We start from the raw sequence: 15792 nt of genomic DNA, 5'->3' as shown, positions 1-15792 counted from the left end.
TTTTCGTTTTGCGGCCTTACTTCTGCGGCCTGCCTCCCCTGCCCGGCTCCTTGCGCGCGTGATCGAGCGCGGCGAGCAGCAACGCGTCGACCGCATGCGATCGAGGCGTCGCGCATCACTACCGTGCCAGCCCCACCCGATCCGCCGTCGCGTCGAACGCGCGCTTCGCCTTGTCGACGATCTCGTCGACCTCCGCCTCGCGGATCACGAGCGGCGGCGACAGCAGCATCCGGTCGCCGGTCGCGCGCATGATCAGGTTGCCGTTGAAGCAGAAGTCGCGGCAGATCGTGCCGACATCGACGTCCGCGCCGAAGCGCTCGCGCCGGTGCCGGTCGCGCGCCAGCTGAACGCCGGCGACCAGCCCCGCTCCCGCAATCTCCCCGACGATCGGATGGTCGCCCAGCGCGTCGCGCAGCCGGCGCTGGAAATATGGGCCGATATCGGTCTTCACGCGCTCGACGATCCCTTCGTCGCGCAGCAGCTTCAGGTTCGCGACCGCGACCGCCGCCGCCACCGGGTGCCCCGAGTACGTGAGGCCGTGATTGAATTCGCCGTTGTCGATGATCGGGCGCGCGATGCGCTCGTGAATGCCGACCGCGCCCATCGGCACGTAGCCTGACGTGAGGCCCTTCGCCATCGTGATCAGGTCCGGCTCGAAGCCGAAGTGCTGGTGCGCGAACCATTCGCCGGTGCGCCCGAACCCGCCGATCACTTCGTCGGCGACCAGCAGGATGTCGTACTTGCGGCAGATCCGCTGGATTTCCGGCCAATATGTCGACGGCGGGAAGATCACGCCGCCCGCGCCCTGGAACGGCTCGCCGATGAACGCCGCGACGTTCTCCGCGCCGAGTTCGAGAATCTTCGCTTCGAGCTGCTGCGCACGCGCGAGGCCGAACGCTTCCGGTGTCTCGCCCGGCTGCGCTTCGCCGAAGAAATACGGCTGGTCGATGTGCACGATGTGCTCGACTTTCGACGGCATCTGCTCGTGCATGTAGCCCATCCCGCCGAGCGTGCCGCCTGCGATCGTCGAGCCGTGGTAGCCGTTCTTGCGCGAGATCACGTACTTCTTCTGCGGCTTGCCCTGCACGCGCCAGTATTGATGCACGAGGCGCAGCACGGTGTCGTTGCCTTCCGAACCGCTATTGCAGTAGAAGAAGTGGTTGAAGCCGGCGGGCGTCACTTCCGCGAGCATCGCGGAAAGCTCGATCACCGGCGGGTGCGTGGTCTTGAAGAAGGTGTTGTAGAACGGCAGTTCCTGCAACTGGCGATACGCGGCGTCGGCGAGTTCCTTGCGGCCGTAGCCGACGTTCACGCACCACAGACCGGCCATCCCGTCGATCACCTTGTTGCCGTCCGAGTCCCACAGGTAGACGCCGTCGGCCTTGACGATCACGCGGCTGCCGGCGCGATTGAGCGCGCCCATGTCCGAGAACGGATGGATGTGGTGCGCGGCGTCAAGGGCGCGAAAATCGGCGGTCGAGTGCGGCGAAAAAGCTTCGTTTCTATCGGTCATGTTTTCTCCGTCAAACAGCGCCGCACGCTTACACGTGCAGCAGCAGATGCCTGCGTTCCCACGAGCTGATCACGCGGAAGAACGCTTCGTATTCGGTTTCCTTCAGCGCCAGGTAAGCCTTCACGAACTTGTCGCCAAGGATGCCGGCGAGCGGTTCGCACGCGGCCATCAGCGAGATGCCTTCCTCGAGATTGCGCGGCAGCTGGTACGGCAGGTCGTAGCCGTCCGATGCGATCGGCTCGGTCGGCGCGAGCTGTTGCGTCATGCCGAGATAGCCGGCGGCGAGCGTCGCCGCGAACGCGAGGTACGGGTTGCAGTCGACGCCCGGAATCCGGTTCTCGATGCGTCGCGCGACAGGCGTCGACTGTGGGATACGGAACCCGACCGTACGGTTGTCGTAGCCCCACTGCACGTTGATCGGCGCGGCCATGAAGCGCGACAGGCGGCGGTACGAATTGATGTACGGCGCGAAGATCGGCATCAGCGCCGGCGTGTACTTCTGCAGCCCCGCCAGATAGCTGTGGAACAGCGGCGACACGGCGCCGTTTTCGTCGGCGAACAGGTTGCGCCCGGTGCGCATATCCGCGAGGCTCTGATGAATGTGCATCGCGGAACCCGGCTCGTTTTCCATCGGCTTGGCCATGAACGTCGCATACATGTTGTGGCGCAGCGCGGCCTCGCGCACCGTGCGCTTGAACAGGAACACCTGGTCGGCCAGCGGCAGCGCGTCGCCGTGCACGAAGTTGATCTCCATCTGCGCGGCGCCGACTTCATGAATCAGCGTCTCGATATCGAGGCCCTGCATTTCGCAGTACTCGTAGATGTCCTCGAACAGCGGATCGAACTCGTTGACGGCCTCGATCGAATACGACTGGCGGCCCGTTTCGGCCCGCCCCGTACGGCCGACGGGCGGACGCAGCGGCAGATCGGGATCGGCGTTCACGTCGACCAGATAGAACTCCAGCTCGGGCGCCACCACGGGCTTCCAGCCCTTCGCCTCGTACAGGTCGAGCACGCGGCGCAGCACATAGCGTGGCGAGATCTCGACCGGCGAGCCGTCGAAATGCACGCAATCGTGGATCACCTGCGCGGTCGGATCGACCGCCCACGGGATCAGGCAGATCGTCGACGTGTCGGGCACGCACACCATGTCGGGATCGGTCACGCCGGTCAGCGTGCCGTCTTCCGGATAGTCCCCGGTGACGGTCTGCACCATTACGGCCTGCGGCAGCCGCATCGATTCGCCGGATTCGAATTTGTTGCGCGGAATGATCTTGCCGCGCGCGATGCCGGCCATGTCGGGAATGATCGCCTCGACTTCGGTGATGCGGTGCTGTCGCAGGAATTCGCTCAGTTCGGGTTGCATGATCGGCCTCGTCAGTCGATGTCGATGTCGGATGCGGCCGGCGACGGCGTCGCGCCGCCGGCCGCATGAATGCGGTGCGTCATGTGCGCGCGGCACGCCGCGCCGAATGCCGCGAAGATGTCGCGCGACAGCGGCTGCTCCGCGTAGCGCCACTCGGGATGCCACTGCACGCCCAGCGCGAACGCACGCGCGCCGCGCACGCTGACGGCCTCGACCAGTCCGTCGGGCGCACTCGCTTCGATCGCGAGCCCCGCGCCCAGGCGTGCGATGCCCTGGTCGTGCAGCGAATTGACCGTCGCCTCGTGCGCGCCGCGCGCAACCCGCTGCAGCAGGCCGCCGGGCGCGAACTGCACGACGTGCGCGGGACCGTACTGCCGTTCGAGCGGGTCGCCCGGCCGTTCGCGATGGTCGTCGAAGCCGGCCGTCGCATGCAGCCGCTGATACAGCGTGCCGCCATACGCGACGTTCAGCTCCTGCATGCCGCGGCAGATCGCGAGCACGGGCACGCCCGCGTCGATCGCCGCGCGGATCAGCGGCAACGCGGTCGCATCGCGCGCCGGATCGTGCAGCGTATCGGGCGCGCTCGCGGCGCCGCCGTAATGATGCGGCTCGACGTTCGAATAGCTGCCGGTCAACAGCAGCCCGTCGATTGCCGCGACGATCGCGTCGGCCGGCTGCCGCGCGCCGAACGCGGGCAGCACGAACGCCAGCGCACCGGCGCCGTCGACGACGGCGGCGACGTACTTCTCGCCCGCCGTGTGGTTCGGATGCGCACCGCGCAGGATGCGGTCGGCGGTAACGGCTACGATCGGTCGCGCACGCATCGGCGTCTCTCCGGTGATGGCGCGCGACACGCTCGCGCGCACAACGATGCAGGTTCTCGGGTGCGCCGCACGCGCACGCCATCGCGCAACGCAAGCGCAAACGCCAGCGCATGCGCGATCCTGCCGCACGAATGCTGCGGCAACAGGCGGTGCGGCCCGGGACGGAAGCGGAAAGGGACGCTAGGGCAACAACGATGCGCTGCCGTCGCACTGCACCGCGCTGAACAGGTGCACGGTCACGAGATTGAAGCGGCGCGGGCCGCGATGGGAAATGGCAAAGAAGCGAGGCTCGCGTAACGGGGCGGCGCGCGTGCCGCGATCAGCATGCCGGTTCGGCCCGGCCTGAGGCGGCGCGCCCGCCGACGGACTTCGCGTCCGGCGTATCGAAGGGCTGGCGGCTTTCACGATCGTACTCGACTGACTGATGGAGGCAGGACACGTGTCGCAATGCCGCGTGGCGACACGTCAGCAAGATGTCTCGCAACGGATTCCGGCGCAGTCCGACCATCGTCGATGGCCTCGCCGCCGGTACGCGCGTGACGACTTCCTGACATTCAGCTTATATCACTTAAAAATTGCGTCAAATTTTCAGGTGCCGATGACGACATCGATCAGACGAAAAAAAACGGCATCGATCGCGCGGATCGATGCCGTTTTGTGCATTGCACCAACTTGCCTGCTACATGCCGACGGGGCGGGACGCACCGTCGCGCCGCGCCGCCGCATAGCCGCGGCCCGTGCTCAGCGATGCGCGAGTGCGGTTTCGACGAGCGTCTGCAGCAGCGGCACGATCCGCGCTGCACGTGCCTCGTCGTACGTGTACGGGCGCGTCTCTTCCATGTAGGTGATCTGCGACAGTTCGAGCTGCACGGCCTCGACGCCGGTCTCGGGCACGCCGTAGTGGCGCGTGATGTAGCCACCCTTGAAGCGCCCGTTCGCGACGGCCGTATAGCCGCCGTGTGCGAGCACGCGTGCGGCCAGCGCCTCCGCGAGACCGGGCGCCGCGCTCGCGCCGCCCGACGTGCCGAAGTTGAAATCCGGCAGGCGGCCGTCGAAGAAACGCGGCACGTGCGAGCGGATCGAATGCGCTTCCCACACGAGCACGCGGCCGTGTTCGCCCTTCAGGCGCGCGATCTCGCGTTGCAGCGCGTCGTGATACGGCAGCCAGTAACGATCGCGGCGACGCATGATCTCGTCGTTGCCGGGCAGCGCGTTCGCCGGATACAACGGCGCCTTGTCGAACGTATCGACCGGCACGAGCCCCGTCGTGTCCTGCCCCGGATACAGGTTCTCGTTGTCGGGCGGACGGTTCAGGTCCACGACGTAACGCGCATGCGACGGCACGAGGATCGATGCGCCGAGATCGGCCGCGAAGCCGTACAGCCGCTCGAGATGCCAGTCGCAATCGTCGACGAAGCGCGCATCGGGCGTCATCGTCGCGGCGATGTCGTCGGGAATGTGCGTGCCTGCGTGCGGAATCGAGATCAGCAGCGGCAGCGTGCCCTGCTTCAGCGTGAATACAGCCGGTTGTTCAGTCATGTCGCATCACCGTAAAAGTCGGCCGGCGCACGCATGCGGCGCGCGCCGGTTGCCGCGCGTCAGCGCAGCAGTTGCGCCAGCGCGGCGCGGTAGTCGGCATACGCGGCGGCTTCGTCGCGATGGCGGCGGCCGCTCACGACGCGCTCGCCGCCCGTGTAGACGTCGAGCACCGGCGTCTCGCCGTGCTCGGCGAACACGATGCCCGACAGCCATGCGGCGCTGCCGTGTTCGGCGATCGCCGGATGATCGGGATCGAGCACGAGCCAGTCGGCGCGACAGCCTGCGCGCAGCGCACCGATGCGCCGCCCGCTCGCCTGCGCGCCGCCCGCGAGCGACGCATCGAACAGGCGATCGGCGACGTGCGCCTGCGTGTCGCTCGCCAGCACGTTGCGCGCACGGTGCACGAGCCGCTGCCCGTATTCGAGCAGGCGCAGCTCCGAGCGCCACTCGACCGATGCGTGGCTGTCCGAGCCGACGCCGATCACGCCGCCTTGCGCGAGATAGTCGACGGCCGGGAACACGCCGTCGCCGAGGTTCGCTTCGGTCGTCAGGCACAGCCCGGCGACCGCGCGACGCTTCGCGAGCGCCGCCGTCTCGGCCGCGTCGACGTGCGTCGCGTGCACGAGGCACCAGCGCGCATCGACGTCGAAGCGATCGAGCAGCCATTGTACGGGGCGTGCGCCGTAGGCACGCACGCAGTCGTCGACTTCGGCCGTCTGCTCGGCGATGTGGATATGCACCGGCGCATCGTCGGGCAGCCCGTCGAGCAGCACACGCAGCCCGTTCTCGGACACCGCGCGCAGCGAATGCGGCGCGACGCCGTAGCGCAGGCCGCCGTGCTCGGGGGCCACGCGACGCATCGCGTCGAGCAGTTCGAGCACGCCGTCGGGCGTGTTGATGAAGCGACGCTGGTCGTCGCGCGGCGGCTTGTTCCCGAAGCCGGCGAACTGGTACGACACGGGCAGCATCGTGATGCCGATGCCGGCCGCGCGCGCGGCATCGATCACGCGCGTGCCGAGCTCCGCGATCTGCGGATAGCGCGAGCCGTCCTGCGCGTGATGCACGTAGTGGAATTCGCACACCGACGTGTAGCCGCACTTGAGCATCTCGACATACAGCCAGCGTGCAATCGCCGCGAGCGCGTCCGGCGTGATCTTCAGCGCGAAGCGGTACATCAGGTCGCGCCAGCTCCAGAAGCTGTCGGCAGGATTCGCGCGGTATTCGGTGAGCCCCGCCATCGCGCGCTGGAACGCGTGCGAATGCAGGTTCGGCATGCCGGGCAGCACCGGGCCGGCCGCGCGCGCGACGCCTGCCGGTGCGTCGGTGTCGGGCGTCACGTCGGTCAGCGAGCCGGTTGCGTCCCAGCGCAGCAGCACGTTGCGGCGCCAGCCATCGGGCAGGTAGGCATGGTCCGCGAACAACAGGGTATCGGTCATTGCGAGTCCTCATCGGCCGGATCAAGCGCGTCAACGTCAACGTCAGCGTCTCGTCCGGCCCGGTGCCGCGGCCGGCAGGCGCGCGCGTCGCGCCCAGCGCCAGCCTCGCGGCGATCGACCGGAGGGCGCCGTTGCGCGCCGGGTCCGGTCCCATGCAAAGCGTCGGCCGGGCCGGGTCCGTCACGACCCGGCCCGATCCGTCGCGAAACTTATCCGTTCATCCGGCGGAACACGGTCGTGCCGCCGCGTACGACCTGCTCGCACAGCGGCCGGCCGATCCAGTACGCCAGCTCGGCCAGCGAGCCGACCGACCAGGCGGCGAAATCGGCCTGGCGACCGACCTCGAGTGCGCCGTGGCGATCCGCGCGGCCGAGCGCCGCGGCCGCATGGCGCGTGACGCCCTGCAGCACCTCGGGCACCGTCATGCGGAACAGCGTGCAGCCCATGTTCAGCGTCAGCAGCAGCGATTCGAGCGGCGACGTGCCGGGGTTGTGATCAGTCGCGAGCGCGATCGGCACGCCGTGCTTGCGCAGCAGCTCGATCGGCGGCAGTTGCGTTTCGCGGATGAAGTAGTACGCGCCGGGCAGCAGCACGGCGACCGTGCCGGCGGCCTTCATCGCCTCGATGCCGGCTTCGTCGAGAAATTCGAGGTGGTCGGCGGACAGCGCGCGGTAACGCGCGGCGAGCGCCGTCCCGCCCGCATTCGACAATTGCTCCGCATGCAGCTTCACCGGCAGCCCGCGCCGCGTCGCGGCCTCGAACACGCGCTCGGTCTGCGCGAGCGAAAAGCCGATGCGTTCGCAGAACACATCGACCGCGTCGACGAGCCCTTCATCGGCCAGCGTCGGCAGCATCCGGTCGCACACTTCGTCGATGTATGCATCCGCGCGCCCCGCATATTCGGGCGGCAGCGCATGCGCGCCGAGGAAGGTCGTGTAGACGGTGACCGGGAAGCGCTCGCCGAGCTGGCGCGCGACGCGCAGCATCTTGCGCTCGCTCGCCAGATCGAGCCCGTAGCCCGACTTGATCTCGATCGCGGTCACGCCTTCGGCGAGCAGCGGCTGCAGCCGCGCGGCGGCCTGCACGAACAGCGTCGTCTCGTCGGCCGCGCGCGTCGCGCGCACCGTCGACACGATCCCGCCGCCCTGCCGCGCGATTTCCTCGTAGCTGACGCCCGCGAGGCGCTGCGCGAACTCGTCGGCGCGCGTGCCGCCGTACACGAGGTGCGTATGGCAGTCGACGAGGCCCGGCGTCACCCACGCGCCGTGCAGGTCCTCGCGCCGCCAGTGCGCATAACCGTGCGGCAGCGCGGACAACACGCCGAGCCACGCGATCGCGCCGGTTTCGTCGACGGCGATCGCCGCGTCGTCGATCGTCTCGTCGGGATGGCCGTGCGGACACAGCCTCAGGTGATGCCAGACAGTCGGTTTCATGCGTTCAGTCTCGTTCGCCGACGGTGAGCGAGACGGCGAGCAGCGCGCCGCCTCCGCTCACGACGACGTCAAACGCACGCCGCGGCCCGTCGAGCCGCAACGTGTCCATTTCCTGCAGCGCGTAGTGCGCGCCGTCGATCTCGACACCGACCGCGCCCGTTGCGCAGAACAGCAGTACGGTGTCGGCGCGCTCGATGCGGTGCGTGCCCTCGGGCCACACGTCGACCGACCCGCGCGCGGCCGAACGGCGCGTCATCAGGTTGAAGTCGCGCGTCGCGCCGTCGTGCAGCGTCGCGTCGATCGCCGTCTCGCCCGCGAAATCCGCACGGGCCAGCGGTGCGTCGAGCACATGCCGCGTGCCGCCCGCTTCGGCGAGCGTCATGCCCGCGCCCGACAGCAGCACGAGCGTGCGGTCGACGCCGTCGAAACGCGAGAACGGCCCGGCCGTGCCGACGTCCGCGACGCTCACGCGCCACGCGAACGCGTCGAGCGCGGCGCCCGGCGGGAACGCGCCGATTTCGCGCGTCACGCCGCCGCCGTTCTTCCACGGCGACGCAACGAGATCCGCCGCGCGGATCATCGTGGCGTTCACCGGCGCGTGGTCGAGCGCCGTCATGCTCAGCGGCCGAGCATCGGCAGCTTCAGGCCGGCTTCGCGGGCCGTCTGCTGCGCGAGTTCGTAGCCGGCATCCGCATGGCGCATCACGCCCGTCGCCGGATCGTTCAGCAGCACGCGGCCGAGACGCTCGTGCGCGTCGGCGGTGCCGTCGGCGACGATCACGACCCCCGAGTGCTGCGAGAAGCCCATGCCGACGCCGCCGCCATGGTGCAGCGACACCCACGATGCACCGCCTGCGGTGTTCAGCAGCGCATTGAGCAGCGGCCAGTCGCTGACGGCGTCCGAACCGTCCTTCATCGATTCCGTCTCGCGGTTCGGGCTCGCGACCGAACCGGTATCGAGGTGGTCGCGGCCGATCACGATCGGGGCCTTCAGTTCGCCGTTCTTCACCATCTCGTTGAACGCCTGGCCGAGGCGGTAGCGATCCTTCACGCCGACCCAGCAGATCCGTGCCGGCAGGCCCTGGAACGCGATGCGCTCACGCGCCATGTCGAGCCAGTTGTGCAGGTGCGGATCGTCGGGGATCAGCTCCTTCACCTTCTGGTCGGTCTTGTAGATGTCTTCCGGATCGCCCGACAGCGCGACCCAGCGGAACGGGCCCTTGCCTTCGCAGAACAGCGGGCGGATGTACGCCGGCACGAAGCCGGGGAAGTCGAACGCGTTCTCGACGCCCATTTCCAGCGCCATCTGGCGAATGTTGTTGCCGTAGTCGAGCGTCGCCGCGCCGCGCTCCTGCAGCGCCAGCATTGCGCGCACCTGGACGGCCATCGACTGCTTCGCGACCTTCACGATGCTCTGCGGATCGACCTTCTGCGCTTCGCGCCATTGCGCGACGGTCCACCCTTGCGGCAGGTAGCCGTTGATCGGGTCGTGCGCGCTCGTCTGGTCGGTCACGCAGTCCGGCGTGATGCCGCGCTCGACGCATTCCGCGAATACGTCGGCCGCGTTGCCGAGCAGGCCGATCGACACCGGCTTGCCGGTGCGCTTCGCTTCCTCGATCATGCCGAGCGCTTCGTCGAGCGTCGTCGCCTTCTTGTCGACGTAGCGCGTCTTCAGGCGGAAGTCGATGCGCGTCTCGTCGCATTCGACCGCGATCATCGAGAAGCCGGCCATCGTCGCCGCGAGCGGCTGCGCGCCGCCCATCCCGCCGAGGCCACCCGTCAGGATCCAGCGGCCCGACGGATCGCCGTTGAAGTGCTGGTTCGCGACCGAGAAGAACGTTTCGTAGGTGCCCTGCACGATGCCCTGGCTGCCGATGTAGATCCAGCTGCCGGCCGTCATCTGGCCGTACATCATCAGGCCCTTGCGGTCGAGCTCGTGGAAGTGATCCCAGTTCGCCCAGTGCGGCACCAGGTTCGAGTTCGCGAGCAGCACGCGCGGCGCATCCTTGTGCGTGCGGAACACGCCGACCGGCTTGCCCGACTGGATCAGCAGCGTTTCGTTTTCTTCGAGATCCTTCAGCGACGCGAGGATCTGGTCGTAGCATTCCCAGTTGCGCGCCGCGCGGCCGATGCCGCCGTACACGACGAGCGCATGCGGATGCTCGGCGACTTCCGGATCGAGGTTGTTCTGGATCATCCGGTAGGCCGCTTCGGCCAGCCAGGTCTTGCAGGTCTTCTCGCTGCCGCGCGGCGCGCGGATCGTGCGCGTCGGATCGAGACGGGGATCGATGTGTTTCGGATGGTTCATGACGACTGCTCCCGAAGGAAAGTGAAGATCAATAAGGAATCAGAAATGCCCGGTGAAGCGATAACGGCTGCCGGGATGCCACAGATTCGCCACCGAGGCGACGACGCCCTGCGACCAGGTGCGCCGATGTAAAACCAGACACGGCTCGACGTCGTCCATCCGCAGCTGCTCGCGCCGCTCCGGCGCCGGCGCCGCCGCTTCGATCCGGTACTCGACGCGCTGCAGCGGTGCCGCGCGCATCAGGTACAGGTTCGGCGTCGTGTTCGTGAAATCCTGCTCCGCGTAATCCGGCGCGACCGCCGGATTCACCCATCGTTCTTCGAGCTGTACCGGCTCGTCGTTCTCAAAGTGCAGCACCTGCGAATGAAACAGCTTCGTGCGCACGGCCACCTGCATCTCGTCGGCGAGGGCATCGTCGGCGCGGATCGTGTCGAGCCCGAGCACGCTGGCGTGGTATGCATGCCCGCGTGCGCCGACCTCTTCCGAGATGCTGCGGATCGCCACCAGCGTCGACTCGTACTTCGGCCGCGCGACGTAGGTGCCCGCGCCCTTCATGCGCGTGAGCACCTGCTCGGCCGTCAACTCGCGCAGCGCGCGGTTGACGGTCATGCGCGCCACCTTGAACTCGCGCGCCAGCTCGTTCTCGGACGGCACCTGGTCGCCCTCCTCCCACTCGCCGGCGTGGATGCGGCCCAGGATGAAATCCTTGATCTCCTGGTAGACCGGCGCGCTCATCGGCTTACTGTTCCGATGCGAACGAGAACGGCGCGACCTTCGCGAACGCGCGCTCGCCGACCAGCTTCGCGATCACCGCGATGTCCGGCGCGAAGTAGTGGTCGAGTTCGTAGTGCGCGACCTGGCCGCGGATCGTTTCCATCACCGGCGCCAGCTTCGGGCTCGTGTGGTACGGCGCGCGCAGGTCGACGCCCTGCGCGGCGGCCAGCAGTTCGATCGCAAGGATGTGCTTCGTATTGTCCGCGATGTCGGCGAGCTTGCGCGCGGCGAACGTCGCCATCGACACGTGGTCTTCCTGGTTCGCGGAAGTCGGCAGCGAGTCGACCGACGCCGGGTGCGCGAGCGTCTTGTTTTCCGACGCGAGGGCGGCCGCCGTCACGTGCGCGATCATGAAGCCGGAGTTCACGCCGCCGTCCCGCACGAGGAACGGGGGCAGGCCCGACAGCGTCGCATCGATCAGCAGCGCGATGCGGCGCTCGGCCAGCGCGCCGATTTCCGCCGCGGCGAGCGCGAGGTTGTCGGCCGCGAACGCGACGGGTTCAGCGTGGAAGTTGCCGCCCGACAGCACTTCGCCGGTATCCGGGAAGATCAGCGGGTTGTCCGACACGGCGTTCGCTTCGATCAGCAGCACGTCGGCCGCATGGCGCATCTGGTCCAGGCACGCGCCCATCACCTGCGGCTGGCAGCGCAGGCTGTACGGGTCCTGAACCTTGTCGCAGTCGCGGTGCGACTGGTTGATCGGCGAGCCTTCGAGCAGCTCGCGGTACGACGCGGCGGCGTCGATCTGGCCTTGATGGCCGCGCAGTTCGTGGATGCGTGCATCGAACGGCTTCACCGAACCGGCTGCCGCGTCGACCGACAGCGCACCCGCGACGAGCGCGGTGCGGTACAGGTCTTCGATCGCGAACATGTTGTCGAGCGCCAGCGCGGTCGATGCCTGCGTGCCGTTCAAGAGCGCCAGGCCTTCCTTCGCCTGCAACGTCAGCGGCGCGAGGCCCGCGACGCGCAGACCGTCGAGCGCGCTCGCACGTTCGCCGCGGATGAACACTTCGCCGACGCCGAGCAGCGCAGCCGACATGTGCGCGAGCGGCGCGAGGTCGCCCGATGCGCCGACCGAGCCCTTCACCGGGATCAGCGGCAGCACGTCGGCGTTGAACAGCGTGATCAGCGCGTCCATCACTTCACGACGGATGCCCGAATGGCCGCGACCGAGGCTCGACAGCTTCAGCGCCATCAGCAGGCGCACCGACGAGCGCGCCATCGGCTCGCCGACGCCGACCGCGTGCGACAGCACCAGGTTCTTCTGCAGCAGTTCGAGCTGGTCGTGCGGGATGTGGGTGCTCGCCAGGCGGCCGAAGCCCGTGTTGATGCCGTAGGCCGGCTCGCCCTTTGCGGCGATGTCGGCGACGGCCTTCGCGCCCGCGTCGATCTTCGCGAAACTCGCCGGGTCGAGCTTCAGTTGCACGGATTCGCGTGCGATCCGGCGCAGTTGCGGGAGGGTCAGGCGGCCGGGGGTCAACGTAATCATGTGAGCAATCCTGTCTAGACAAGTTCGGAATGGATTGAAGTGTAGCCACGCCAACTTGTCTAGACAACCCGTTTTTCATAATTCCGGCTCGGGAATTTCCCTGATGTCCGGCATGGCCCGCCCGACTTGCCCGGCGGACCCGGGCATTAACAGATGTTGCAATTATTTTGTATTTGGCAACATACGGATCACCATTCGCCTCGGAGACCACCATGCCTTTCCCGTCACGATTCGCCGCCCGCGTCGGCCGCCCCCTGCTCGTCGCCGCATGCGCGTTCGCGTGCGGCGCATCCGTCGCCGCGGAGCCGCTGTCCGGCACGCTCGAGAAGATCCGGCAGAGCAACCTGATTTCGATCGGCCATCGCGAAACGTCGGTGCCGTTCTCCTATGTCGATGCAGGCGGCAAGGTCATCGGCTTCTCGCAGGACCTGTGCGACCGCGTGATCGCCGCGGTGAAGGCGCGCACCGGCAAGCCCGACCTGCAGGTGCGCTTCATTCCGGTCACGTCGCAGAACCGCATTCCGCTCGTGCAAAACGGCACCGTCGATCTCGAATGCGGGGTGACCACCAACCTCGCCGCGCGTCACGCGCAGGTCGCGTTCTCGACCACCTTCTTCGTCGCGACGACGCGCCTGCTCACACGCACGAGCTCGGGCATCCGCGACTTCCCCGATCTCGCCGGCAAGACGGTCGTGACGAACCAGGGCACGACGTCCGAACGCCTGCTGCGCAAGATGAACGAGGAAAAGAAGATGAACATGCAGATCATCAGCGCGAAGGACTACGGCGAAGGACGCCTCACGCTCGAATCGGGCCGCGCGGCCGCGTACATGATGGACGACGTGCTGCTCGCGGGCGTGCGCCAGCTCGCCGCGAAACCGGCCGACTGGCAGCTCGTCGGCACGCCGCAATCGTCGGAAGCCTACGGGTTCATGCTGCGCAAGGACGATCCGCAGTTCAAGGCGCTCGTCGACGGCGTGCTCGTGCAGCTGATGAAAAGCGGCGAGATCAACGCACTGTACGACAAGTGGTTCATGAAGCCGGTGCCGCCGAAAGGGCTGTCGTTCGACTTCCCGATGAGCGACGTGATCAAGGCGCGCTATGCGGCACCGAACGACGCGCCGCTCGAGTAAGCGCCGCGCGTCGATCCCGGCCTACGCGCGCGTCCATGCGACGCACGCCGCGTAGCCGGGCGCCGCGTCGAGCCACGCCGCGTCGAACGCCGCGACGCCGGCGGCAGGCGCGGCCGGCTCGACGATCGTCGTCGCGGGCGTCGCCGCGGCGCGCGGCGGCACGACCGCGAACGCGCGCAGCCCGCCGACGATGCCGGTGCCGAGCGCCTTCAGCAGCGCCTCCTTCGCGGACCACACCCGCATGAATTCGCCCTCGCGCACGCCGGGCGGCAGGCCGTCGAGATACGCGACCTCGGCGGGTGCGCACACTTCACGCGTCAGCGCACGCCAGTCGGCCGCGCGGTTGCAGCCCTCGATATCGACGCCGACGCGGCCCGCCGGCGCCCACGCGAGCAGCGCATGATCGCCCGCGTGCGATACGTTGAAGTCGAGCGACGCGCGATGCGCGCGGTCCAGCGACGGCCGCCCCGATGCGTCGACGACGATCGCGACCGCGTGCGGTGCGATGCCGAGCGCCGCGCCGAGCACGTCGCGCAGCGCGGCGCGCGTCGCGGCGCTGCGTACCGCATCCTCGTGCCGCAGGAAGCGTGCGGCGCGTGCGCGCTCGTCATCGCTCAGCGCCGCATACGCGGGCGACACGAGCGGCACGCGCCAGTCGAAATCGACGCGCGCGATCCGCACGCCGGCGCGCGCCGCGGCGGGCGGCACGTCGAGTGCTTGCACGCGCCACGCGCGGGGCGTTGCAACGGGAGAAGCGGAATCGGAAGGAATGGACATCGGCGCGCGGCAGCCTGTGCTGTCAAACGAAACGTCCGATGTTAATCGATCGCGCCAGCCTGCGGCCGCTGCCGCTGCCGCAGGATCGGGAAGCAAACAGGGATAGCGCGTTGTGTTCGTCTACGTCGGATCATCCGTTCGCGGCCATGCCCGGCACGCCGCTCCCCGTCAGCCGCCCGCGCGACGCCGGGTGCAGCGCATGCACGGCACCCGGCGCATCGGCCGGCAGCACGCCGTGTTGCAGCCAGTACAGCGCGACGGGCCAGAGCGTGTCGGTGAAGCGGCTGTGGAAAAACGCGAAATGGCCGATCGCGTCGACGCCGATGTCGGCTGGCGCGATCCGCAGATGCGTGACGTTGCTGCCCGTGTAGTAGCCGACCAGCCGCTCGATCGCGTCGACCGTGCCGAACGCGTCGTCGTCGAGGCCGATCGCGAGCATCGGCCCCGACAGCCCCGCGAAGCGCGCCGGCAACGCGGCGCGGCTCGCCGCGCCGTCGTCGAGCACGCTGCCGATGTAGCCATCCTCGAAACGCGGCTGCGCACGCGCCCACGACAGCGCGATACCGCGCGGCGTGTCCTCCATCCAGCCGAGCCGCTTCGCGGGCACGTAGCCGAACACGGCCGCGAGCGCGGGCATCGCGACATGCCACTTCCACCACATGCGGCGCCGTTCGGCCGGCAGGTAATCGCGCCAGTACGCATACTGCGCGCCAACGGTCACCGCATGCCGCACGTGCACGTTCGATGCCGCGAGGCCGAGCACGCAGCCGCCGATGCTGTGCGCGACCACATCGAGCGGCTGGCCCGGAAACGCGTCGCGCGCGTAATGCAGCGCGGCTTCGCAATCGAGCCGCCCCCAGTCGAGCCAGTTCGCGCGCAGCTTCGCGAGCTGCGCCGGGCGCGACCCGCCGATGCCGCGATAGTCGTAGACGAGCACGTCGCGCCCCTGCGCGAACAGCCAGGCCGCGAAACGAAAGTAGTAGTCGCAGCGCACCGACGTCGCGCAATTGATGACCGTCACGGGCCGCACGGCGCCGCCGCCGCGATGGCGCCAGACATGGCCGCGCAATGCGTAGCCGTCGGCCGCGCGCAGCGTCACGGGTTCGGGCGGCAACGCGCCCGCCGCGTGACTGCCCTGCGCCGCCCCGCTTTCCTCGTTCGAAATCGTCATCGTGTCTCCTGTCGGTCCGAGTTAGCGCTT

The 15792-nt window shown here is 68.4% G+C and carries 13 protein-coding genes; 1 reads left to right on the top strand and 12 read right to left on the bottom strand.

All coding sequences use genetic code 11. The annotated features are described in order from the left end of the window. Positions 1-118: 118 nt before the first annotated feature. The 10 genes from HWX03_RS07925 to hutH all read right to left on the bottom strand — a co-directional run bounded on the left by HWX03_RS07925 (position 119) and on the right by hutH (position 12681). The gene (locus HWX03_RS07925; protein WP_175870911.1) at positions 119-1513 is read right to left on the bottom strand and encodes an aspartate aminotransferase family protein; all 1395 of its coding nucleotides are present in this window, start codon (positions 1511-1513) and stop codon (positions 119-121) included. A 28-nt stretch (positions 1514-1541) separates the two neighbouring features. Beyond that, positions 1542-2879: a glutamine synthetase family protein gene (locus tag HWX03_RS07920; RefSeq protein ID WP_175819500.1), complete on the bottom strand. Its 1338-nt coding sequence runs from the start codon at positions 2877-2879 to the stop codon at positions 1542-1544. Between the two features lie 11 nt (positions 2880-2890). Beyond that, positions 2891-3703, bottom strand: a complete 813-nt coding sequence (locus HWX03_RS07915; RefSeq protein WP_175870910.1) for a gamma-glutamyl-gamma-aminobutyrate hydrolase family protein — start codon at positions 3701-3703, stop codon at positions 2891-2893. Between the two features lie 741 nt (positions 3704-4444). After that, on the bottom strand, positions 4445-5242 hold the full coding sequence (gene hutG / locus HWX03_RS07910; protein WP_175870909.1) for an N-formylglutamate deformylase: 798 nt from the start codon (positions 5240-5242) through the stop codon (positions 4445-4447). 59 nt (positions 5243-5301) lie between these two features. Continuing rightward, a complete protein-coding gene (locus HWX03_RS07905; RefSeq protein WP_175870908.1) occupies positions 5302-6678 on the bottom strand; it encodes a formimidoylglutamate deiminase in 1377 nt (458 codons plus the stop codon). Between the two features lie 209 nt (positions 6679-6887). Next, entirely contained in the window at positions 6888-8111 is a 1224-nt protein-coding gene (gene hutI / locus HWX03_RS07900) for an imidazolonepropionase (protein WP_175870907.1), read from the bottom strand. A 4-nt stretch (positions 8112-8115) separates the two neighbouring features. Then, complete coding sequence (locus tag HWX03_RS07895; protein WP_175870906.1) at positions 8116-8727, bottom strand: HutD family protein; 612 nt, start codon at positions 8725-8727, stop codon at positions 8116-8118. Between the two features lie 2 nt (positions 8728-8729). Then, a complete protein-coding gene (gene hutU / locus HWX03_RS07890) occupies positions 8730-10418 on the bottom strand; it encodes a urocanate hydratase (RefSeq protein WP_175819495.1) in 1689 nt (562 codons plus the stop codon). Between the two features lie 39 nt (positions 10419-10457). Further along, positions 10458-11153: a histidine utilization repressor gene (gene hutC, locus HWX03_RS07885; RefSeq protein WP_174387840.1), complete on the bottom strand. Its 696-nt coding sequence runs from the start codon at positions 11151-11153 to the stop codon at positions 10458-10460. Between the two features lie 4 nt (positions 11154-11157). Next, positions 11158-12681 carry a histidine ammonia-lyase gene (hutH, locus tag HWX03_RS07880; RefSeq protein ID WP_175819494.1) on the bottom strand — a complete coding sequence of 508 codons (1524 nt, stop codon included), beginning with the start codon at positions 12679-12681 and terminating at the stop codon, positions 11158-11160. A 212-nt stretch (positions 12682-12893) separates the two neighbouring features. Here hutH and HWX03_RS07875 point away from each other — a divergent pair, with 212 nt between their 5' ends. After that, on the top strand, positions 12894-13814 hold the full coding sequence (locus HWX03_RS07875) for a glutamate/aspartate ABC transporter substrate-binding protein (protein WP_175870905.1): 921 nt from the start codon (positions 12894-12896) through the stop codon (positions 13812-13814). Positions 13815-13835: 21 nt separating this feature from the next. Here HWX03_RS07875 and HWX03_RS07870 read toward each other — a convergent pair whose 3' ends face one another. After that, entirely contained in the window at positions 13836-14591 is a 756-nt protein-coding gene (locus HWX03_RS07870) for a 4'-phosphopantetheinyl transferase superfamily protein (protein WP_175870904.1), read from the bottom strand. 130 nt (positions 14592-14721) lie between these two features. After that, on the bottom strand, positions 14722-15762 hold the full coding sequence (locus HWX03_RS07865; protein ID WP_175870903.1) for an alpha/beta fold hydrolase: 1041 nt from the start codon (positions 15760-15762) through the stop codon (positions 14722-14724). Positions 15763-15792 lie beyond the last annotated feature (30 nt).

Origin of the sequence: Burkholderia sp. BCC0397 (assembly GCF_902832865.1) — a bacterium.
Lineage (GTDB): Bacteria > Pseudomonadota > Gammaproteobacteria > Burkholderiales > Burkholderiaceae > Burkholderia.
The sequence above is the reverse complement of the archived record's forward strand: the minus strand, read 5'-3'. Positions and strand labels throughout refer to the sequence as shown.